Raw genomic sequence first — 21,524 nt, 5'->3', positions numbered from 1 at the left:
GCTCACTTCGCGGAGACGACGCGGATGACGGTGGAATCGTCGTCGGCGCCGCGGCCCTGCGCGTTGCCGAGGACGTAGAGCTGCTCCGCGGCGGCGGCGACCGGCACGGAGATCCCGGCGCTCTTCGCGGCGGCGGTGACGATCCCCATGTCCTTGACGAAGATGTCGAGGCGCGAGCACACCTCGGGCTCCGCGCCCTCGTACGCCTCGATGGCGCGCGGACCGCGGTTGCCGAGCATGAAGGATTCGGCGGCGCCCGCCATGAGGGCGTCGAGGACCATCCGCTGGTCGAGGCCGAGGGCGCCCGCGAGGGCGAGGGCCTCGCCCGCGGCGGCGATGTGGACGCCGCAGAGGAGCTGGTTGACGGTCTTCATCGACTGGCCCTTACCGGGCTCGTCGCCGACGAGGACGAGGGTTCCGGCCATCGCGTCGAGGACGGGCTTCGCGCGCTCCCAGACCGCGGGGGTCGCTCCGACGACGACGAGGAGGTCGCCCTCTCCGGCGCGGACGGGCCCGCCGGACACGGGCGCGTCGACGAGGCCGAGGCCGGCGTCGGCGAGGCGGGCGGCGACGCCCTCGACCGCGGCGGCGCCGACGGTCGAGGTGAGGATGATCGTGGCGCCCTCCGCGAGGACGGGGACGACGCCCTGCTCGCCGTAGAGGACGTCCTCGAGCTGGGCGGCGTTGCGGACCGCGATGAGGGCGAAGTCGGCGCCGGTCGCCGCCTCGGGGGCGGTGGCGGCGACTCCGAGCCCCTGGGCGGTCGCGAGGTCGCGGCGCGCCTCGAAGAGGTCGTAGCCGACGACGTCGAAGGACTTCGCGAGGTTGGCGGCCATGGGGAGGCCCATGGCGCCGAGACCGAGGACTGCGATTCTGAACGACATCGTTCTTCTCCTGGAATTCTGGTGATACGGGGTGAGGCGAATACGGGGCGACGACTCGCGCCGGGGGAGGCGCGAGTGGCGCCGGGGTCAGAGCTCGAGCTTGCCGACGACGTCCGCGAGGGACTCGTCGGTGCCGACGTTGCCGGCGAAGACGATGTACGGGATGCCCGCGGCGGGGCCGTCGATCGCGGACCACAGGGAGACGATGCCGGGGAGCATCGGGCCGATGACGCGGGCGCGGCGGATCTCCAGGCCCCTGGAGGCGACGTCCGAGGAGGTGATCCCGCCCTTGGCGACGACGAAGCGCGGGGTCGTCCGCTCGATGACGCCGTGGACGACGGCGACGATCGCGGAGGAGATCGCGCGCGCCTGGGCGAGCGCCGTGTCGGGGTCGAAGCCGGAGAGCATCGCCCGGGAGGTGCGGAGGATCGCCGTCCCCTTCGCGAGTGCGGCGACGACCTCGTCGATGAGATCGGCGATGCACCCCTGCGGGTCGTCGCCGGTGAGGATGCGGGCGGAGTCGAGGACGAGGACGGGCGCGTCCTCGCGGGCGGTCAGATGGTCGAGTTGGCGCGCGGTGACGCCGACGTGCGAGCCGACGACGACGAGGCCGCCGGCCGTGGCGGGCCGGCCGGAGCGCGATTCCTCGATCTCAGCGGGGGTGAGGGGCGCGTGGGTCTCCTGGCCGATGCGCTCGCGGACGAAGGGCGGGCCGACGCGGTAGATGAAGCGCGATCCGGCCTCTTCGGCGCGGATGAGGGCGAGGGCGAGGGCGCGCAGGTCGGCCGCTTCGACGATGTCGACGGCGATCGGGGTCGAGTCCATCGCGCTCGAGAGGATCTCGACGGTCCGCTCGGGGTCGGTGCGCAGGGTCTCGATGTCGATGACGAGGACGTCGGCGGCGCGCCTCGCGCCGTCCGTCTTCTCCTCGACCCATTCGGCGAGCGGCGAGTGGGCGTAGCCGAAGGTGTTGTCCTTCGCGAACTCGGATTCGGCGGCGGGGAGGTAGCCCTTGTCGGGAGAACCCGCGTAGTGGACGCCGTGGACGGTGATGCGCCCGGCCTCGGGGAAGGCGGGGACGAGGACGACGCCGTCGGCGGAGCGACCGGTCGCGGTCTCGAGGGCGTCGGCGATCGTGTCGGTCTCGAGGGGGTAGTGGCCGCGCAGGGTCGAGTCGGAGCGCGAGACGAAGTCGACGTCGGCGCCGAGGGCGCGCGCCGACTCGAGGGCCGCGGCGACGACCTCGCGGTTGACGCGCTCGGCGTCGGCGGGGGCGAGGGAGCGGGAGTTCGTCATCACGTAGACGGCGGGGGCGCCGGTCGCGAGCGCCCAGTCGAAGTCGGCGACCTCCCAGGAGGTGAGGACGGGGAGGTTCACGACCGACTGGGTGCCGGTCGGGTCGTCGTCGAGGACGACGTGGATCGGGGCGCGAGAGGCGGCTGCCTGGGCGGCCGCGACATCGGCGGCGCTGATCGAGGGGGTCGGGGGGAGCCCTGCGAGCAGGTCGTCGCGGGGGATGAGCGGCATGATCACTCCTTCGTGTCTGCCTCGCGTCTGAGCCACATTGCTCAGACCTCTGAGGACTGGGACCAAGGTACGACGTTCCGCCGGGTTTGGCAAGAGGTCCTCAGAGGAGTTGTCGAAAAAGGCTCTATTCCGCGGTATTCGCGATGAGATCGAGGCGCGTCTGCGTCATGTGCGCGCGCATCGCGTCTTTCGCCGCCTCCTCGTCGCGCGTCCGGATCGCGTCGAGGATCGCGCGGTGGTGACCCTGCGCGCGCTCGCGGACCTCGGGGTGGGAAGCGGTGACGAGGCGGGACTCGTGGAGCGCGCGCTCGAGCGGGGCCATGACGACCGGGATGAAGGGATTGCGCGACGCGAGGAGAACCCGGCGGTGGAACGCGAGGTCGGCTTCGACGTTGGCGGCGATGTCGCCGGCGTCGCCCGCCGCGTCCATCTCCTCGATGAGCGAGGCGAGCGCCTCGACGTCCTCGTCGCTCCGATTCCGCGCGGCGAGGCCGGCCGCCCCGACCTCGATCATCCGGCGCAGCTCGACGAGGCGCAGACCGACCTCGCGCGGCGAGGACTCGGCGAGGGAGACGGCGATGAGCGTCGGAAGGTCGGTCCAGCGGGAGCGATCGGCGACGAAGGTGCCGCGGCCCTGCACGACGTCGAGGACGCCGCGCTCCTTCAGCACCTTGACGGCCTCGCGGACGGTGAGGCGCGAGACGGCGAGCTCCTGGGAGAGATCGACTTCGCCCGGCAGGGCATCGCCCTCGCGGTAGGTCCCTCTGAGGATCCGATCGACGACGGCGTCGACGGTCGCGTCGACGAGATCCTTGCGCATGGGAGCTCCCTTCCTCCCCGCGATTCTCCCATATCCGCGCAGAGCTCAGAGGCTTCGGGGAATCCGACCACGGCCGATGGACCAAGCTCCGCGCCGGTTGAAGGGGCGCGGCGTCGCGGCGAGGCTACTCTTGGAGCATGGCAACCGAGTACGCACCCGTCGACGCCGACGACGCCGAAGTCATCGGCCTTCTCGCCTACTCCGCTCTCGCGGCGATGACCCGCCTCGCGAAGGACGGCGACCAGGCGCCCACCATCGAGGCGCACATCGAGCACGCCCGCATGTCGGCGCGCTCCTTCGAGATCTTCGAGCAGCTCGAGATCTGGGCCGAGCACCGCGGACTCGACCTCACGGCCGCCGCGGGCGCCTATTCGGGCCTCTACGACGACCTCGATACGAGGACGCGGCCGACGACCTGGTTCGAGCGGTCCGTCAAGACCTACGTGACCGTCGGGATCGTCGGGGACCTCCTCCTCGAGGTCGCCCAGCGCCACGAGCTCTTCGACGAGGAGTCCGCGCCCTGGGACCTCACGCAGGGCGAGTGGGAGCGGACGCACTTCGCGCCGCTCACCGCCGAGGACCCGCAGCTCGCCGCGCGCCTGTCGCTGTGGGCGAGGCGCGTCGCCGGCGAGGTGCTCGGCCTCGTCCGCTCGACTCTCTTCACCCACCCCTCGCTCGCGAAGGACCCCGACACGGTCGACGCGATCGTCGCCTACGTGACGAAGCGCCACGGAGAGCGGATGACCCAGATCAACCTCAAGGCCTGAGGCCCGTTCTTCCGGACTCCCATCCTCCACGGGGCGGGGTTCCCGGGGGACGAAGACGCGGCGGGGCGGCGGACGCGATGCGTCCGCCGCCCCGGTGCATGCGGGGGCGCGGTCGGCTCCGCGCCCCGGGGCCGGTCAGCCGATCGCGAAGCCGACCCGGCGCTCGACCTGCTCGCCGATCTGGACGTATCCGATCGAGCGGGCGGGTACGAGGTACCTCTGTCCCTTCGCGTCGACGAGGTCGAGGACCGACTGGTCCGCGACCGCCTTCTCGACGCGGGCCGCGAGGTCGTCGCGCTCGAGGTCGAGATCGAGCGAGAGCTCGCGCGCGGAGCCGCGCACGCCGATGATGATGTTCATTGCAACCTCCGAGGTGTTCGTCCTGGTCCCATGCTATGCGCCGCAAACGACGGCGGCCTGGGGGATGATTCCGTCATGAGCGAAATCCACGTGGCGATCCGGCCGCGCCCGGCCGGCTGGGCGGACCTGCCCGCCCTCGACGAGGCCCAGTCGACGGCCCTCGAGGCCGCTCGCTCGGCCTCGATCGTCGTGCGCGGGGCTCCCGGCTCCGGTCGGACGACGCTCGCCCTCGCGGTCCTCGCCGACGCGGTCGCGCGGGGGGAGGAGCCGCTCCTCCTCGTTCCCGACCGCACGCGCGCCGATCTCCTCGCCCCGCGCGTCCAGGCGCTCGCCCCGACGGCGGTGCGCCCGGTCCGTACTCCCGCCTCCTTCGCCCACCTCGTCGTCACGACCTGGCGGGTCGCCAGGCCCGATCCTCTCGGTCCGGTCGAGCTGGTGACGGGCGCCCTCCAGGACGAGCTGCTCGCCCGTCTCCTCGACGAGGTCGATGCGCCGTGGCCGGACTCGATGCCTCCGGCGATGCGGCGGATGCCCGCCTTCCGCTCCGAGCTCCGCGATCTCTTCGCCCGGGCCGGAGAGGCCGGACTCGACGGGCGCACGCTCGAGGAGGCCGGCCGCGAATTCGACGTCCCCCAGTGGCGGGCCGCGGGCCGACTCCTCTCGGCCTACCTCGAGGGGCCGGAGTTCGGCGTCGAGCACCGCGATGTTCTGCGCGTCGATCTCTCCCGGATCCAGGCGCTCGCGTCCGACCTCGTCGATCACTGGGAGGAGCGCGCCGGGGCTCTCGGGGTCGAGTGCGGGGCCCCTGTGCCCGACGTCATCGTCGTCGACGATCTGCAGGACTGCACGCCCTCGACGATCCGCCTTCTCGCCTCTTTGCGGGATGCCGGTGCGCGCATCGTCGCCCTCGCCGACCCGGACGTCGCGATCGCCACCTACCGCGGCGGAGAGCCGCACCTCGATCTCCGCCTCGCATCGGCCCTCGACGCGCCCGTCCTCGAACTCGGGGACGTTCACGTCGGCGGGCCGCTCCTGCGCGAGGTCGCGCGGCGCGTCTCCTCGGCGATCGGCCAATCCGGTCCCGCGGGGCGAAGGAGCGCCAGCGTCGTGGACCAGGATGCGCCCGGCCGGATCGAGGCGCACCTCGGGGGCTCGAACGCCCAGCTCGGCGCCCACATCGCCCACGCGCTGCGACGCCACAGGCTGCGCGACGGCATCGACTGGGAGGACCAGGCGGTGATCGTCCGCTCGGCGGGCGCCGCGGAGGAGTTCGCGCGGCACCTGCGTCGCGGCGGCGTTCCCGTGTCGAGCGCCTCGCGCGTCTTCGACTTCGCCTCCCAGCCGACGACCCGGGCGCTCCTCCTCCTCGTCTCGGGGGCGGAGTTCGACGCGGACGCCGCGCGCGCCCTCCTCGCGTCCCCGCTCGTCGGGTGCGATCCGCTCGCCATCCATCGCCTTCTCGAGGATCTCGCAGTCCGCCTCGAGGGGGAGGACGACCCCGAGGAGGCCGGCGTCCTGCCGGCCGTCGGCGTCGACGACCTCCTCGAACGACCGGAGCTGTGGACGGGGCGGGTCGACGGAGCGACCGCCCGTGCCCTCGAGACGGCGGCGACGCTGGTGAAGGAGGGGCGGGACGCGCGGAGCCGACGCCCTCGCGAGGGGCTGTGGCGCGTGTGGAGCGCCGCCGGAATCGCCGACGAGTGGCGGGAGGGGGCGCTCTCCGGGGGCGAGGACTCCTCGTGGTTCGACGACCAGCTCGACGCGGTCGTCGCGCTCATGCGCGTCGCCGACGTGCACGAGCAGCGCGAGCCGACCGCGACGACCGCCGAGTTCGCGCGGGCGCTCCTCGACAAGGCGGTGCCCCTCGACACGATCGCGACCGTCGGCGTGCGCCCGCCGGGCGTCTCGGTTCTCACCCCCGCGCAGGCGATGGGGCGGCGCTGGACGGTCGTCGCCCTCGTCGGTCTTCAGGACGGGGCGTGGCCGAACACGCGGCTGCGGACCCGGTCGCTGCGCGCCGATCTGCTCGCCGACATCGGAGCGGGTCGGTTCGGGGAGTCCGGGACCGGCGAGAGGATCCTCCTCGACGATCCGCGCGTCGCGAGGCGCGCGGTCCTCGACGACGAGCGTCGGCTCCTCGCCGCCGCGCTCACCCGCTGCTCGCAGGTCCTCCATATCGGCGCCGTGACCGCGGAGAACGAGGCCCCCTCGACCTTCTTCGACGTCCTCGCGGCCTACTCGGATTCTCTCGGCTCCGAGGGGCCCGTTCTCGCGCCGGCGCCCGCGCCCCTTTCGGTGTCCGGACAGGTCGCCGATCTGCGTCGCGCCGCCGCGCGCCCCGGCGACGTCGAGGATCAGGACGTCGCCGCACTCCTCCTCGCGCTCCTCGCGCGCGAGGGCGTGCGCGCGGCCGACCCGGACACGTGGACAGGGGAGGGGCCCCTCTCCTCCGACGGACCCATCGCCTCGGGCCCCGTACGACTGTCGCCCTCGCGGATCGATCAGGCCCTTCACTGCCCCCTCCAGTGGTTCCTCGGCTCGGTCGGCGCCGGTGGCCCCACGGACTACGCGCGCGCCCTCGGCACCCTCGTCCACGCAGTCGCCGAGGCCGCCCCGCACGGGAGCGCGGAGGAGCTCGAGGCGCTGCTCGAGGCTCGAGTGGAGGGGATGGATATCGACCGCGAGACCTGGGAGGGGATCCGCTTCCTCGAGAAGGCGCGCCAGAAGGTCGCCGCCTTCGCGGACTACGCGGCCGGAGTGCCCGGAGACGTCGAGGTCGAAACGACCGTGAAGGCGCGGATCGGCGACGTCGTCGTCTCCGGGCGCCTCGACCGGATCGAGCACGTCGACGGCGGCGTGCGGATCGTCGACCTCAAGACCGGCGACCCGGTGACGAAGCCGGACGCGGAGAAGCACCCACAGCTCGCCGTCTACCAGCTCGCGCTCTCCGCCCTCGGGTACGAGGTCGTGGGCGCCCGGCTCGTCTTCCTCGGCGCGACGGTCGTCCCCCGCGAGCAGTCGCGCCTCGACGACGAGGCGCGCGCGCAGTGGATGACGAGGCTCGAGGAGGTCGGGCGGATCGCCCGGGGCGCCGCGCTCAGCGCGAAGCCCGAGGAGCGCCGGTGCGGGACGTGCGAATTCCGGCGCGCCTGCCCGGCGGTCGACGCGGGGCGAAGGACGGTGGACTGATGAGCGAGGGACGGATGGAGGGAATCGGGATGCTCTCCGCACTCGATGTTCAGCGCATCATCACCGAGGAGGCGCGGGCGGCCGGCGAGAAGGCGAAGGACGTGACGCCGACCGACGAGCAGGTGCGGATCATCGAGTCGCCGCTGCGCCCCCTGCTCGTCGTCGCCGGCGCCGGGTCAGGGAAGACCGAGACGATGGCGATGCGGGTCCTCTGGATCGTCGGCAACCACGAGGACGTGCCACCCGCGTCCGTCCTCGGTCTCACCTTCACGAAGAAGGCGGCGGGCGAGCTCGGCGCCCGACTGAGTTCGCGCGTGCGCCTGCTCGGAAAGCGCCTCGGCGGATTCGATCCGAACGAGGAGCCGGTCGCGCTCACGTACAACGCCTTCGCCCAGCGGATCGTCGCGGAGCACGGCCTGAGGATCGGCTGCGATCCGGACTTCCGGATGCTCGGCCAGGCGGGGGCCGTTCAGCTCATGACCGATATCCTCTCGAAGTGGCCGCGGGCGCTCGACCCCGACCTCTCGATCTCCTCGGGCGTGAGGGCGGCGCTCCATCTCGCGGGGCAGCTCTCCGAGCACGGGCTCTCGGTCGACGCCGGGCGGAGGGCCCTCGCCGAATTCGACGCAGAGCTCGCCGAGGCGGGGGAGTCGAACCCGGACGCGCGCAGTGCGAGGAGGGCGAACGCCCGAAGGATCGCCCTCCTCGACCCGATCGCGGCGTTCGAGGCGCGCAAGCGCGACGAAGGGGTCCTCGACTTCCCCGATCAGCTCGCCCTCGCGACTCGGATCGTCACCGAATCCCCGGAGGCGGTCGCGCAGATCCGCGCCGAGCACCGCTGCGTCCTCCTCGACGAGTTCCAGGACACCTCGGTCATCCAGATGCGCCTCCTCTCCGCGCTCTTCCACGATCACCCTGTGACCGCCGTCGGCGATCCCAACCAGGCGATCTACGGGTGGCGCGGCGCCTCGGCCTCCTCGCTCGAGAACTTCCTCCCGCTCTTCCAATCGGGAGAGGCCGCCTCCGAGCAGACGCTCGGCCTGTCGACCGCGTGGCGGAACGATCGGCGGATCCTCGTCGCCGCGAACGCGGTCGCGAAACCTCTTCGCGAGGCGGCCCGCGCCGCAGCCTCGCCCGTCCTCGTCGAGTCGCCCGCGGCGTCCGAGGGAGAAGTCCGCATCGCCTTCGCGAAGAACCGCGCCGAGGAGATCCGCGCGGTCGTCGACCGCGTCGCCGAACTGCGCGAGAAGGACCCGGCGCACCGTCGATCGATCGCGATCCTCACGCGCAAGCGCAAGCACTTCCTCCCCCTCGATCGGGCCCTGAGGGAGCGGGGCATTCCCACGCAGATCGTCGGCTTCGGGGGACTGCTCGACCAGCCGGCCGTCGCCGATCTGCGGGCGGCCCTGGAGATCGCTCATGACGTCGCGGCCTCCCCGGCGCTCGCCCGACTCCTCGTGCGCGCCGACATCGGAGCCGCCGACCTCGCCGCCCTCGGCCAGTGGGCCCGCGAACTCGCGCGGCGCGCGGGGCGCGACGAGCATTCGGCGATCCTCCTCGAGGCGGTCGACGCGCCGCCCGCCCCCGGCTGGAGGAGGAACGCGGACGCTCCGGCGATCTCGGGAGCCGCCGTCCGTCGCGTCGGGATCCTCGGCGGCAGGCTCCGCAGGCTGCGGGCCATGCGGGGGAGGGGACTCGTCGAACTGTGCGAGCGGGCCCTCGGAATCATGGGGATCCTCGACGACGCGATCGCGGATCCGCTCGGCGGCGGCGCGCGCGAGGCGCTCGACGCGTTCATCGACGTCGTCGCCGATTTCGAGTCCACCGTCGACGGGGCGAGCCTCGGAGGCCTCCTCGCTTGGCTCGATGCCGCCGAGTCGGAGGAACGGGGGCTGGAGGGCGTCGCGATCGAACCCGACCCGAGCGCCGTCCAGATCCTCACCGTCCACGCCGCGAAGGGCCTCGAATGGGACTCCGTGATCGTGTTCGGCCTCACCGACTGCGACTTCCCCTCGCACAGGGGGAACAGCGTTGACTGGCGGGCCGACCCGCCCGGATCGATCGGGTGGGTGAACTCGGCGGATGAACTTCCGCATCCGCTGCGCGGCGATGCGGCGGACCTCCCGGCGTTCGAGATGGACCTCTCGCGGGCCAAGACCCCCTCGGCCTCGTTCGCGAAGTGGCTCAAAGAGGACTACAAGCCGGCCCTCGGAGCGCATGAGGAGCGCGAGGAGCGCCGACTCGCTTACGTCGCCCTCACGCGGGCGAAGCACGACGAACTCCTCGTCGGAGCGTGGATCGACAGCGGGAAGACGGCCCGATTCCCGTCGCGCTACCTCGAGGAGTCGCGAGCGGCGCTCGTCAAGGACCTCGAGGGGGCGATCGCGACGGGGGCCGTCGTTCGCGGCGACGGAGCGGTCCTTCCGATCGACGAGGGCGCGGCCGCCGACATCCGTCGAACCCTGAAGGATCTCGCCGACTGCGTCGCCGAGCGCCCCGATCCCGAGGAGGTCGCGAGTCTCCTCATCGCCGAGCCCGAGGTCGACTTCCCGCTCGAGCCCGGGCCCTCGCGCGTCCTCATCGCCGGGGCCGCCGATCGGGTCCGACGGGCGCGCGCGGGCCTGCGCACCGATGCCGACGTCTTCGAGGTCCTCGACGATCTCGGCCCCTCGGAGCGGGTCCGCGACGTCGTGGCTCTCCTCGAGGAGCGTCGACTCGAGGCGGAGACCGGGGAGTTCGTCCTCTGGCGCGATCGCGTGCCCGCGACCTCGGTGTCGCGCCTCATCGAGGACCCTTCGGGCTTCGCCCTCGACATGCGCCGTCCGGTGCCGCAGGCGCCGAGCGCCGGTGCCTCGCTCGGCACGATCTTCCACGCCTGGGCGGAGCGCCAGCTCCATCAGGCGAGCGGGGAACTCTGGGATGAGCCGATCGTCGGGGAGGACTCCCTTGACGAAGAGGGACGGGAGCGGCTCGCTCGGATGAAGGAGAACTTCGCCGCGCTCGACATCGTCCGGAACGGGCGACCGCTCGCGATCGAAGAGCCCTTCGCTCTCGAGGTCGCGGGGATCTCGGTGACGGGCCGGATCGACGCGGTCTTCGAGGACGCCGACGGCCGGATCGTCGTCGTCGACTGGAAGTCGGGCATCGCGCCGACGTCGCGGACGGACGCCTCGACGCTCCGCTACTTCGCGACGCAGCTGCGCCTCTACCGCTCGGCGTGGTCGGCCGTCCATGGGACGTCGGAGGGGGAGATCCGGGCGCTGGTCGCGTTCGTCGCCTCGGGAAGGGTGATGGCGCTCGACGAGGTCGAGGCGATGGCCGGGATCGACGAGGGGACGTCGATCGACGCTCTGCTCGCCGAGTCGCTCGCGCGAGCCTGAGATCCCGCTGAAGTGGTCGGCGGCGTCGCCCGGGCCGCCGGACGCGCCGGGCCGTCCCGCCATCGGCGGGACGATCGCCTCTCAGGACGCGTCGTCGTCGGGATCTTCGCCGTCCGAGTCGGCGCGGCCGAAGGGGCCGAGGTCGAGTCGCTCGGTCGGCGCCTCGTGGACGTCGGCGGATTCTGCTGCGGAGTCGTCCGAATCGTCCCCGCTCGTGGAGCGCGCGGCCCCGGCCTCGTCGATCGACGGCGCGACGACGGGTTCGCGGCGTGCGACGAGCTGCGCGTCGCCGAGGTCGGAGGAGAGATCGGTGAGCATCTCGCGGGCCTCGGCGATGATGGAGCGGTCCTCGGCGTGGAGGCCGTGGACGAGCCAGCGGATGATCGCGAGCTCGGAGAGGAGCTGGGCCCGGGTGAAGAGCTGGAGGTCGGTCGCCGTGCGCTCGCGCGAGTAGGCCTCGCGGAAGCGGTCGAGGAAGGTGTCGGACGCCTGGGCGAGGACCCAGGAGACGTCCTGAGCGGGGTCGCCGACGTGAGCCGAGGAGAACCCCGTCATCGCGCGAACGGCGCCGCCGTCGACGACGACGGAGTTGCCCTGGAGGTCGCCGTGGATGGGGGCGGGGGCGAAGCGCCAGAGGGCGACGTCGTCGAGCGCGGCCTCCCACCGGTTCCAGAGATTCGCGGGGATGAGGACCTGGGCTGCGGCCTCGTCGAGGAGGGCGAGGTGCCGGTCGCGGCACTCGGTCGCCGTGTAGGAGGGGAGGTGGATCCCCGTGTAGATCACCTCGGGGAGGTTGTGGAGCGCCGCGAGGGCCCTGCCGAGCGAGGCGGGGAGGACGTGCGGGTCGTCGAAGTCGGATTCCTCCATCGTCCGACCCCCGAGGTCCTGGTGGACGATCACGCGGTCGCCCTGCGGAGTGAGGGTCGTTCCGTGGATGCGCGGCACGTCGAAGGGGATCCGTTTCGCATCGGTCGCCTTCGCGAGGCGCGCGAGGACGCCGGATTCGGCGTCGAGGTCGAGGCCGCCGACCGTGTCGTGCGGGCACGTCACCGTCCACCGGTTCCCGGCGGTGTCGATGACGCCGGTGACGGAGAGGACTTCGTCGGAGTACTGGGGCGGGCGCAGACCGGCGATCTGGAGTCCGGGGACGGCGGCCGTCGCGAGGGCCGCGAGCTCGAGGGGGGTCTTCGCGCGCATCACGCCCCCACGGTACATGCCGTCCCCGTCGGGCCCTCCTCGGCGCGCGCATCCACAGCCGTCGGGCCCGGCTTGTCGTGGTCGGAGGGCGGCTGATAGTTTCGGGCGAACCCCGATGCAGTGATGCGCCTCATAGAAGGCCCCGCCCTTGGAGCGACCCATGGCCGACGCCGCCTACGACGACCACGTGGAATGGATCCGCGAGCGCCTCGCCGCGCGCGGAGTCGATCCGTCGACCGCTTCGGAGACGATCGGCGCGCTCGTCGACGAGGCGATCGACCTCCTCTCCCCGCCGATGTCGGCGGAGGCGCGCGACGCCCTCGCGCACGAGCTCATGGCCGAGATCGCGGGGCTCGGGCCGCTCCAGCCGTTCCTCGACGACCCCGAGGTCGAGGAGATCTGGCTCAACTCGCCGTCGAAGGTGTTCGTCGCCCGCAACGGCATCCCCGAGCTGACGACGGTCATCCTCACCGACCGCCAGGTCCGCGACCTCGTCGAGCGGATGCTCCACCACTCCGGGCGCCGCCTCGACCTCTCGAGCCCCTTCGTCGACGCGATGCTCAAGGGCGGCGAGCGCCTGCACGTCGTCATCCCGCCGGTCGCCGGTCGCCACTGGTCGGTGAACATCCGCAAGCACGTCCAGAGGGCGCGGAGCCTCGCCGATCTCGTCGACGCCGGCATGCTCTCGGCGTCGATGGCGCAGTTCCTCTCCGCCTCGGTCGCCTCGGGACTGTCGGTCGTCGTCTCGGGGGCGACGCAGGCGGGCAAGACGACGCTCCTGCGCGCCCTCGTCGGGGAAGTGCCGAGGACGCGGCGGGTGATCTCCTGCGAGGAGGTCTTCGAGCTCGGACTGTCGAACAGGGACTGCGTCGCCCTCCAGACGCGTCCCGGCAATATCGAGGGGCGGGGCGAGGTGACGCTGCGCGACCTCGTGCGCGAGACGCTGCGTATGCGCCCCGAGTGCCTCGTCGTCGGCGAGGTCCGAGGCCCCGAGGCCCTTGATCTCCTCCTCGCGCTCAACGCGGGCGTGCCCGGCATGGCGACGGTCCACGCGAACTCGGCGCGCGAGGCGCTCTCCAAGCTCACGATGCTCCCGCTCCTCGCCGGGGAGAACGTCACCTCGACCTTCGTCGTCCCGACGCTGGCCGCGAGCGTCGACCTCGTCTGCCACGTCGAGCGCGACCGGGAGGGGCGCAGGCGCCTCGCCGAGATCCTCCACCTCCCCGGGCGCGTCGAGGGCGAGCGGATCGAGGCCTCCGAAATATGGCGCTTCGACGGGCGGCGCGCGACGCGGGGCGCGGGAGTCCTCGAACTCCACGACCGTTTCTCAGCCGCCGGGTACGACCTCGCGGCGATCCTGGCGGGGGAGAGGGCATGAGCGCCGTTCTCGTCGGACTCGTCCTCGGCGTCGGATGCGTCCTCGTCATGACCGCGCTCATCGGGGCGCCCGTCGTGCGGATCGGCCCGCCGCTCTGGTATCTCGCCTGGTCCGACCAGGTGACGCGCGCGAGGATCCGCGGACTCACTCCGGGACGCGTCATCGCGGCGACGCTCGTCCTCTCGCTCGCCGTATTCGTCCTCGTCCTCGCGCAGACCGGAGTGCTCGCCGTGGCCAGCGTCGTCTCCGCCGTCGTTCTCCCGCTCCCGCAGATGATCGTCTCGGCCCGCTCGCGCGCCCGTGCGAAGAAGGCGCGCGAGGCCTGGCCGGAGGTCATCGATTCCCTCGTGTCCGGAGTGCGCGCGGGGGCGGGCCTGCCCGAACTCCTCTCCGATCTCGGAGAGACCGGTCCGCTCGAGCTGCGACCCGCATTCGCGGCCTTCGCGATCGACTACCGCGCCGAGGGGCGCTTCGACACCGCGCTCACCCGACTGAAGGAGCGCCTCGCCGATCCGGTCGCGGATCGGATCGTCGAGGCCCTGCGGCTCGCCCGGGACGTCGGCGGGGCGGACCTCTCCGTGCTCCTGCGCGACCTCGGGGGACTCCTGCGCGAGGACGCGCGCGTGCGAGGAGAGCTCGAGGCCCGCCAATCGTGGACGGTCAACGCCGCTCGTCTCGCCGTCGTCTCGCCGTGGATCGTCCTCGTCATGATCTCCGCGCAGCCGAGCGCCGCGAAGGCGTGGAATTCGCCCGGCGGGGTCCTCGTCCTCGTCTCCGGGGCCGCTCTCTGCGTCGTCGCCTACCTCGCCATGCAGTACGTCGGGCGCCTCAGCGTCGATCCGAGGACGATGCGATGACCGGATCGCTCGACGCCGCACTCCCCGTCCTCGCCGGGCTCGCCCTCGCCCTCGGACTCCTCCTCATCGCACGCGCGATCGACGCGAGGCGCACCACATTCGCGGCCAGAGTCGCGGCCGGTCGGGTACGGCCGGCGCGCCCCGGGCTGCGCGCCGTCGTCTCGGAGGGGTCCTGGCTCGTCGCCCTCCTCGAGTCCCTCGGGTCGACGGGCTCCTCCGTCGAGAAGCGACTCGTCCTCCTCGGCCGGACCCCCGACCTCCCGCTCTTCCGCCTCCAGCAGGCGATCGCGGGGATCGGCGGAATCGCGCTCGCGGCCCTCGTCGCGACTCCCTTCGTCCTCGCGCAAGGGAGCCGGGGAGTCGCGGTCCTCGTCCTCCTCGTTCTCCTCGGAGCCGTCGGGGGCGCGAGCGGCTGGGATCGCCGCCTCACGCATCGTGCGAGGAGCCGTCAACGCCGTATCGACGCGCAGGTGCCCGACGCGTCGGAGCTCCTCGCGCTCGCCGTCGGAGCGGGCGAGTCCATTCCCGCCGGACTCGAGAGGATCGCGCGCATCTCGCGAAGCGACCTCGCCGAGGAGATCGACCGGACGACAGCGGAGATCCGGCTCGGCACGCCGTCGACCCGGGCGCTCGCCGAGCTCGCCGAGCGCAACGACTCCGCGCCCCTCGACCGGCTCTGCCAGACGCTCATCACGGCGATCGAGCGGGGATCGCCGCTCGCCCGGGTCCTCCACGACCAGGCGCGCGACATCCGGGAGGCGTCGCGCCAGCGCCTTCTCGAGGAGGGCGGCAAACGGGAGATCGCGATGCTCTTCCCCGTCGTCTTCCTCATCCTCCCCGTCACCGTTCTCTTCGCCCTCTATCCGGGCCTCATGGCGCTCGAGCTGGCGCCCTGAACGAACGCCTCCACCAGCCGATGTCCGCCCTCCCGACACGCACCCACCCACCGCACACCGAGAAGGAGAACCCCCATGGATCGCCTCACCGTCGCCGTCCTCGCGGCATTCGCCGGCATGCGCACGGCCCTGTACCCGGGCGACGACCCGGAGAGGGGCGATGTCCCCGGCTGGGTCCTCATCACGCTCATGACAGCGGCGCTCGTCGTCCTCATCTGGGGCGTGGCCTCCGATCGTCTCCTGGAGATCTTCAACCGTGCGATGGATTCGCTCGCGGGCATCTGACGTCCGAGGACGGGGCCGATCCGGCCCCGATTCGCGGGGCGAATCGGGGTCCGAGGTCGTCTCGCACGTCCTCGTCCAGTTCCTCGTCCTCGTTGTCGTCCTCGCCCTGCTTCAACTCGGCTTCGCCCTCCACACCCGGAACATGGCGATCGCCGCGGCGAGCGAGGGTGCGCGCCGCGGAGCGCTCCTCGAGGCCGTCGAGTCCGATGCGATCGCGCGAACCGACGAACTCCTCACCGCCTTCGCGGGCTCGCACGACCGCGAGATCACGACCGAGCGACGAGCGATCGGGGGCCGCGAGGTCCTCGTCGTCACCGTGACGATGGAGCTTCCCGTCGTCGCGCGCTTCGGGCCGAAATGGCTGACGGTGTCGGGCTCCTCAATCGTCGAGGGGGAGGCGTGAAGGGCGTCGAGAAGGCGCGCGACCGCATTCGCGCCGCCCGCGACGACGAACGCGGCGAGGCGACGGTCGAGTTCATCGGTCTCGTCTTCCTCCTCGTGGTCCCGGTCGTCTACCTCGTCGTCGCCCTCGCCCAGGTCCAGGCTGGCCTCTTCGCCGCCGAGGCGGGCGCCCGCGAGGCCGCTCGCGTCCTCGCGGAGGACCCCGCGGACGAGGCGACGGCGCTCGCGCAGATCGACCTCGCCTTCGACGACTTCCACGTCGCCTCCGCGCCCGCGACTCGGATCGGATGCCGCACCTGCGGAGGCGACGGGCGCGACGTCGAGGTCGTCGTCTCGACGTCGGTGCCGCTGCCGCTCCTGCCCGGATGGGCGGGGGAACGCCTCGCCCTGCCGATCAGCGCGAGCGCCGCGTCACTCGTCGAGGGGGTGAGCCTCGATGACTGATCGCAGCGGGCGCACGGGCGCGATCAACAGTGCGAGCGATCCGGCGCGCGAGGACGGGCGCATCGGGCTGCTCATGGGCGCCTGCCTCCTCATCGTCGCCTCCTTCGTCCTCGTCTCATCGGCGATCACCGCCGTCGCGATCGAGGACCGTCGACTCCTCGCATGCGCCGATCGCATCGCGGCTGCGACCGCGGGAGTCATCGACGCCGACGCGTACTACGCCGGCGGGTCCGCCAGGCTCGTCGTCAGCGAGGACTCCGCTCTCGAGGTCGCCCGCCGCGCCCTCGTCGATCTGTCGTCGACCACATGCGACGTCGGTTTCGGGGCGGAGGTCGTCGCCGCCGCCCGCAATGGCGGCGAGGTGCGCGTGGGCGTGCGGGCGAGGGCGGAGCTCCCCCTCGTCCCCGGGATCCTCGAAGGGGTGGTCGCCCCGGTCCTCGAGCGCTCGTCGACGGCGCGGGTGAGCGAAGTCCCCTGATCCTCCTACTCAAGAATGAGTCAAGCGGCCCCCGAGAAAGGTCGATCGAACTTTAGTTCGTCTTGGGTGTGACTTGATCCATGGTCAGTATGTGAAAAGGTTCTCCCAATTCTCGCCATCGACTGACATCATTCAGGCCATGAGCAACCTTGATCTCTCCCGACTGTCCGATACCCTCCGCCCCGTGTACCAGGCCGTCCTGGATCGCAACCCCGATCAGCCGGAGTTTCACCAGGCCGTCTACGAGGTCCTCCTCACGATCGCCCCGCTCGCCGAGAAGAAGCCCGAGTACGCCGATCTCGCGATCTTCGACCGCGTCGTCGAGCCCGAGCGCCAGCTGATGTTCCGCGTTCCCTGGACCGACGACTCCGGCAAGATCCACGTCAACCGCGGCTACCGCGTCGAGTTCAACTCGGCGATCGGCCCCTACAAGGGCGGCCTCCGCTTCCACCCCTCCGTCAACCTCTCGATCATCAAGTTCCTCGGCTTCGAGCAGATCTTCAAGAACTCCCTCACCGGCCTCCCGATCGGCGGCGGCAAGGGCGGCTCCGACTTCGACCCCAAGGGCAAGTCCGACGCCGAGGTCATGCGCTTCTGCCAGTCGTTCATGACCGAGCTCTCCCGCCACATCGGCCCCGACACCGACGTTCCGGCCGGCGACATCGGCGTGGGCGGCCGCGAGATCGGCTACCTCTTCGGCCAGTACAAGCGCATCACCAACCGCTACGACGCGGGCGTTCTCACCGGCAAGGGCCTTAACTGGGGCGGCTCCTTCGCCCGCACCGAGGCGACCGGCTACGGCCTCGTCTACTTCGCCGATGAGATGCTCAAGGTGAAGGGCTCGTCCTTCGACGGCAAGAAGGTCGTCGTCTCCGGTTCGGGCAACGTCGCGATCTACGCGACCGAGAAGGCCCAGCAGCTCGGTGCGACCGTCATCGCCGTCTCCGACTCCTCCGGCTACGTCGTCGACGAGGCCGGCATCGACGTCGCCCTCCTCAAGGACATCAAGGAGGTCCGCCGCGGCCGCGTCTCCGACTACGCGAACGAGCGCTCCGGCGCGAACTTCGTCTCCGGCGGCTCCATCTGGGACCTCCCCTGCGACGTCGCCCTTCCGTGCGCCACGCAGAACGAGCTCCCCGTCGAGGCCGCGAACACCCTCATCAAGAACGGCGTCCAGCTCGTCGCTGAGGGCGCGAACATGCCGACCACCCCGGAGGCCATCGAAGCGCTCCAGGCCGCGGGCGTCGCCTACGCGCCGGGCAAGGCCTCGAACGCGGGCGGCGTCGCCACCTCCGCCCTCGAGATGCAGCAGAACTCGGGCCGCACCCAGTGGGCCTTCGAGGAGACCGACTCCAAGCTCCACCAGATCATGGTGAACATCCACCAGAATTCGGTCGAGACCGCCGACGAGTTCGGCGTCGCCGGCGATTACGTCGCGGGCGCGAACCTCGCCGGCTTCAAGAAGGTCGCCGACACGATGGTCGACCTCGGCCTCATCTGATCCGCCGATTCGCACTGGACTGCGGACGACGAAGAGAATCGGGCGAACCCCGCAATGGGGTTCGCCCGATTCGTCGTCGGAATGAGGAGGCGCGTCCGTCAGGCGCTCGCAGACTCCCCGGACTTCAACAGCCAGGCCTTCTCCGCCTCGATCGACAGGCGGACCGCCTGTCCCTCGGTGAGAATGTCCTCCTCGCGCGGATCAGAGACGACGGCGATGACGGATCCGAACTCCGTCTCGATCTCGTACTCGACGGTCTCCCCGTAGAAGACCGAGGTGACGACCTGCGCGCTCGACCCGGTGATCGCGGGAGCGGCGGCCTCGTCCTTCACCAGGCGGAGGGACTCGGGGCGCACAAGGAGCACGACCTCGTCCCCGGACCGCGCCGCATCGAGAGCCCGCTCCTGACAGGGGACGACGATCGACTGACCGAGCGCGCGCACTCGAGCGCGTGAGCCTTCGAGCACTTCTTCGACCTCGGCCGCGAGGAAGTTCGCGCGGCCGACGAAGTCCGCGACGAACACCGACGCCGGGTGGAGATAGATCTCCGAGGGCGGCGCCACCTGTTCGATGCGCCCGGAGTTCATGACGACGATCCGATCGGACATCGCCATCGCCTCGGACTGGTCGTGCGTGACGTAGACCGAGGTGATGCCGAGACGCTTCTGCATCCGGCGGATCTCGATGCGCATCTTCACGCGCAACTTCGCGTCGAGGTTCGACAGGGGCTCGTCGAACAGAAGCACTTTCGGGCGGACGACCATCGCGCGAGCGAGGGCGACGCGCTGCTGCTGGCCTCCGGACAACTGCGAGGGCGCGCGGTCCGCCATCGCGGTGAGGTTCATCGATGCGAGCGCGACGTCGACCGCCTCGTCGAGTTCGGACTTCGCGATCTTGCGGAGCTTGAGTCCGTACGCGACGTTGTCTCGCACCGACAGATGCGGGAAGAGTGCGTAGGACTGGAAGACCATCGACATCGGGCGGCGATTCGCGGGGACCGAGACCATATTGGCGCCGTCGAGCAGAACCTGACCGGAGGTCGCGTCCTCGAATCCGGCGATCATGCGCAGCGTTGTCGTCTTCCCGCAGCCCGAGGGGCCGAGGAGGGTGATGAATTCGCCCGGTTCGATGTCCAAGCAGATGTGGTCGACGGCGGTGACCTGAGCAGGGGCGTCGCCGAAGGTCTTCGTCAGATCGGCGAGGGACAGTCGTCCGGTCGGCTTGGCGCTCGGCGGCGCCGCGACGGCGTCGGCGCTTGGCCGCGGAGCGCGGGCTTCGGTCTCGAAGGACGGGGAGGGAGTGGACATGTGCGTCTCCTGTTCTTCCGGGCTCACAGGCCCGCGCGGCCCTGAGCGGACACGGAGGTGTCGCGCACGAGCAGATTGGTGAGACCGATGACGGTCATGACGATGAGGATGAGGATCGTGCAGAAGGCGAAGGCGTTGCCGAATCGCCCCGCATCGACCTCGGCGAGGATCTGCGAGGTCATGATCTTCGTATGCGGCGTGGTGATGAACACGATCGGTGAGAGAGTCGTCATCGAGCGGGCGAAGGCATAGGTGAGGCCCGCGATGAAGGCGGGGCGGATGAGCGGCAGCGTCACCTTCGCGAAGGTCTGCAGGCCGGAGGCTCCGAGCGACGTCGATGCTTCGTCGATCGACTTGTCGATCTGCTGAAGACTCGCGATGCCCGAACGCTGACCGGAGGGCATCGAGCGCGCCACGTAGACGAGGATGATCGCGAGGGCGCCTCCGAACACCGCGCCGCCGCCTGCGAGGGCCGGAAGGAACTGGAGGCGCCCGAGGATGTACGGGTGGTTGTAGGTGATGAGGTAGCCGATGCCGAGGACGGTCCCCGGCACGGACAGGCCGAGCATGCCGAGGAAGTCCATGACCCCGGCGCTGGCGCGCAACCGTACGACGACGAGCCAGGCCACCACCATTCCGAGGATGCCCGCGATGGGCGTTGCGATGAGGGCGAGGATCGTCGTATCGATCATCGCGTCGTTGCCGATGCCGGAGAGGATGTACTGGAAGTTCGACAACGTGAAGGTGTTGTCGACGCCGAGGATGTTGACGAATGCGCCGACGATGACCGTCGCGTAGATGACCAGGATGAAGGCGGCGAGCACTCCAGCGACGATTCCGAGAGGGAGGCGCGCGATCCGGGTCGTCACCATCTTCACCTTGCCCGTGGGCTTGCCCGTGACGGTGACCGCGGAGGACCTGTTCGCCCAGTAGCGCTGAAGGAGGAAGACGAGGAGTGCGGGCACGAGGAGGATCAGCGAGTACGCGCTGCCGGCCGCCGTGTTGTACTCGCCGTTGACGGCGACGTAGGCGCGCGAGGCGAGCACGGTGAAGTCGCCGCCGATGACGAGCGGATTCGCGAGGTCGGCGATCGCCTCGACGAAGAGGAGGAGGAAGGAGGCCGCGAAGCCGGGAACGAGCATCGGGAGGGTCACCGTGCGGAATGCCGTCCATCCGGAGGCGCCGAGGGAGGCGGCCGCCTCCTCCATCGCCGGGTCGAGATTGCGCAGCATGCCGAGCATGTTCATGTAGGCGACCGGGAAGAAGGAGAGGGAGAGGACGAGAGTGAGGCCGGGCAGTCCGTAGATGTTCCACTGCTGGCCGAGCAGCTGGGTGGAGATGATGCCGTTTCGGCCGAACAGGGTGATCGCCGAGGTCGCGACCGCGAAGGGGGGCGAGACGATCGGGATCAGGCAGATGAGGTGGAGGAGCTTCTTCCCCGGAAGGGCGACGCGCGCCTGGACGAAGGCGAGGAAGAAGCCGATGAGAGTGCCGACGGCTCCGACGACGAGGCCGAGGATGATCGTGTTGAGGATGATCGTGCGGTTCGTCTTCGTCGCGAAGGAGGAGCCGAGGACTGCGAGCCCGTCGGAGGTGAAGGCGCGGGCGAGGATCGTTCCCAGGGGGAGGAGGACGAGAAGGAAGAGGATCGCGGTGACCACGGCGACGATGGCGACCGTCACCGGGTCTTGGCGCACGCGGGTGCGCTGGGAGGAGGCGGGGGGTGCGACGCCTCCGGCGCTCGAGATGGCGGTGGTGGACATACGGAATCCATTCATGGGGGCGGAGCTGGCGAGTTGTGACGATCCGTCGGCGGATCGGTACGGTGCTCCGCCCGGCGCCCTAGAGCGCC

General features: G+C 71.1%; 18 protein-coding genes. 11 read left to right on the top strand and 7 right to left on the bottom strand.

Annotation, left to right across the window (positions count from 1 at the left end):
• Positions 1-2: 2 nt before the first annotated feature.
• From DY157_RS06580 to DY157_RS06570, 3 genes are all read right to left on the bottom strand, one after another.
• Complete coding sequence (locus tag DY157_RS06580) at positions 3-884, bottom strand: NAD(P)-dependent oxidoreductase (protein ID WP_115727761.1); 882 nt, start codon at positions 882-884, stop codon at positions 3-5.
• A gap of 87 nt (positions 885-971) precedes the next feature.
• Positions 972-2,411, bottom strand: coding sequence for a four-carbon acid sugar kinase family protein (locus DY157_RS06575; protein ID WP_115727760.1), 1,440 nt, complete (start codon positions 2,409-2,411; stop codon positions 972-974).
• 124 nt (positions 2,412-2,535) lie between these two features.
• The gene (locus DY157_RS06570) at positions 2,536-3,231 is read right to left on the bottom strand and encodes a FadR/GntR family transcriptional regulator (RefSeq protein WP_115727759.1); all 696 of its coding nucleotides are present in this window, start codon (positions 3,229-3,231) and stop codon (positions 2,536-2,538) included.
• Positions 3,232-3,368: 137 nt separating this feature from the next.
• Here DY157_RS06570 and DY157_RS06565 point away from each other — a divergent pair, with 137 nt between their 5' ends.
• A complete protein-coding gene (locus tag DY157_RS06565) occupies positions 3,369-3,998 on the top strand; it encodes a ferritin-like fold-containing protein (RefSeq protein WP_115727758.1) in 630 nt (209 codons plus the stop codon).
• A gap of 135 nt (positions 3,999-4,133) precedes the next feature.
• Here the strand turns inward: DY157_RS06565 and DY157_RS06560 are convergent, their stop codons facing one another.
• Positions 4,134-4,358 (bottom strand): DUF3107 domain-containing protein, encoded by a 225-nt coding sequence (locus tag DY157_RS06560; protein ID WP_115727757.1) that lies wholly within the window; start codon positions 4,356-4,358, stop codon positions 4,134-4,136.
• Positions 4,359-4,433: 75 nt separating this feature from the next.
• On the opposite strand from DY157_RS06560, the gene DY157_RS06555 reads away from it, so the two are divergent.
• Complete coding sequence (locus DY157_RS06555; RefSeq protein WP_115727756.1) at positions 4,434-7,547, top strand: UrvD/REP family ATP-dependent DNA helicase; 3,114 nt, start codon at positions 4,434-4,436, stop codon at positions 7,545-7,547.
• Positions 7,547-10,927: an ATP-dependent helicase gene (locus DY157_RS06550; protein ID WP_235827086.1), complete on the top strand. Its 3,381-nt coding sequence runs from the start codon at positions 7,547-7,549 to the stop codon at positions 10,925-10,927. Before DY157_RS06555 ends, DY157_RS06550 begins: the two co-directional genes overlap by 1 nt.
• Positions 10,928-11,008: 81 nt before the next feature.
• Here the strand turns inward: DY157_RS06550 and DY157_RS06545 are convergent, their stop codons facing one another.
• Positions 11,009-12,124 carry a phosphotransferase gene (locus DY157_RS06545; protein WP_407923465.1) on the bottom strand — a complete coding sequence of 372 codons (1,116 nt, stop codon included), beginning with the start codon at positions 12,122-12,124 and terminating at the stop codon, positions 11,009-11,011.
• 160 nt (positions 12,125-12,284) lie between these two features.
• Between DY157_RS06545 and DY157_RS06540 the strand changes: the two genes are divergently transcribed.
• The 8 genes from DY157_RS06540 (at position 12,285) to gdhA (ending at position 18,365) form a co-directional block, all read left to right on the top strand.
• A complete protein-coding gene (locus DY157_RS06540) occupies positions 12,285-13,502 on the top strand; it encodes a CpaF family protein (protein ID WP_115727754.1) in 1,218 nt (405 codons plus the stop codon).
• On the top strand, positions 13,499-14,359 hold the full coding sequence (locus tag DY157_RS06535; RefSeq protein ID WP_115727753.1) for a type II secretion system F family protein: 861 nt from the start codon (positions 13,499-13,501) through the stop codon (positions 14,357-14,359). The genes DY157_RS06540 and DY157_RS06535 overlap by 4 nt, the downstream gene beginning before the upstream one ends.
• A complete protein-coding gene (locus tag DY157_RS06530; protein WP_115727752.1) occupies positions 14,356-15,255 on the top strand; it encodes a type II secretion system F family protein in 900 nt (299 codons plus the stop codon). Before DY157_RS06535 ends, DY157_RS06530 begins: the two co-directional genes overlap by 4 nt.
• A 75-nt stretch (positions 15,256-15,330) precedes the next feature.
• Positions 15,331-15,540 carry a hypothetical protein gene (locus DY157_RS06525; RefSeq protein ID WP_115727751.1) on the top strand — a complete coding sequence of 70 codons (210 nt, stop codon included), beginning with the start codon at positions 15,331-15,333 and terminating at the stop codon, positions 15,538-15,540.
• Positions 15,512-15,943, top strand: coding sequence for a TadE/TadG family type IV pilus assembly protein (locus DY157_RS06520; protein ID WP_115727750.1), 432 nt, complete (start codon positions 15,512-15,514; stop codon positions 15,941-15,943). Before DY157_RS06525 ends, DY157_RS06520 begins: the two co-directional genes overlap by 29 nt.
• On the top strand, positions 15,940-16,386 hold the full coding sequence (locus DY157_RS06515; RefSeq protein WP_115727749.1) for a hypothetical protein: 447 nt from the start codon (positions 15,940-15,942) through the stop codon (positions 16,384-16,386). Before DY157_RS06520 ends, DY157_RS06515 begins: the two co-directional genes overlap by 4 nt.
• Positions 16,379-16,864 (top strand): hypothetical protein, encoded by a 486-nt coding sequence (locus DY157_RS06510; protein WP_115727748.1) that lies wholly within the window; start codon positions 16,379-16,381, stop codon positions 16,862-16,864. The genes DY157_RS06515 and DY157_RS06510 overlap by 8 nt, the downstream gene beginning before the upstream one ends.
• 139 nt (positions 16,865-17,003) lie before the next feature.
• A complete protein-coding gene (gene gdhA / locus DY157_RS06505) occupies positions 17,004-18,365 on the top strand; it encodes an NADP-specific glutamate dehydrogenase (protein ID WP_115727747.1) in 1,362 nt (453 codons plus the stop codon).
• A gap of 98 nt (positions 18,366-18,463) precedes the next feature.
• Here gdhA and DY157_RS06500 read toward each other — a convergent pair whose 3' ends face one another.
• Together DY157_RS06500 and DY157_RS06495 are read right to left on the bottom strand one after the other, a co-directional pair.
• Positions 18,464-19,672 (bottom strand): ABC transporter ATP-binding protein, encoded by a 1,209-nt coding sequence (locus DY157_RS06500; protein ID WP_115727746.1) that lies wholly within the window; start codon positions 19,670-19,672, stop codon positions 18,464-18,466.
• A gap of 23 nt (positions 19,673-19,695) precedes the next feature.
• Complete coding sequence (locus tag DY157_RS06495) at positions 19,696-21,435, bottom strand: ABC transporter permease (protein WP_115727745.1); 1,740 nt, start codon at positions 21,433-21,435, stop codon at positions 19,696-19,698.
• Between the last annotated feature and the right edge of the window lie 89 nt (positions 21,436-21,524).

Origin of the sequence: Actinomyces culturomici (assembly GCF_900499005.1) — a bacterium.
GTDB lineage: Bacteria > Actinomycetota > Actinomycetes > Actinomycetales > Actinomycetaceae > Pauljensenia > Pauljensenia culturomici.
This window is presented reverse-complemented; position numbering and strand designations above follow the sequence as displayed.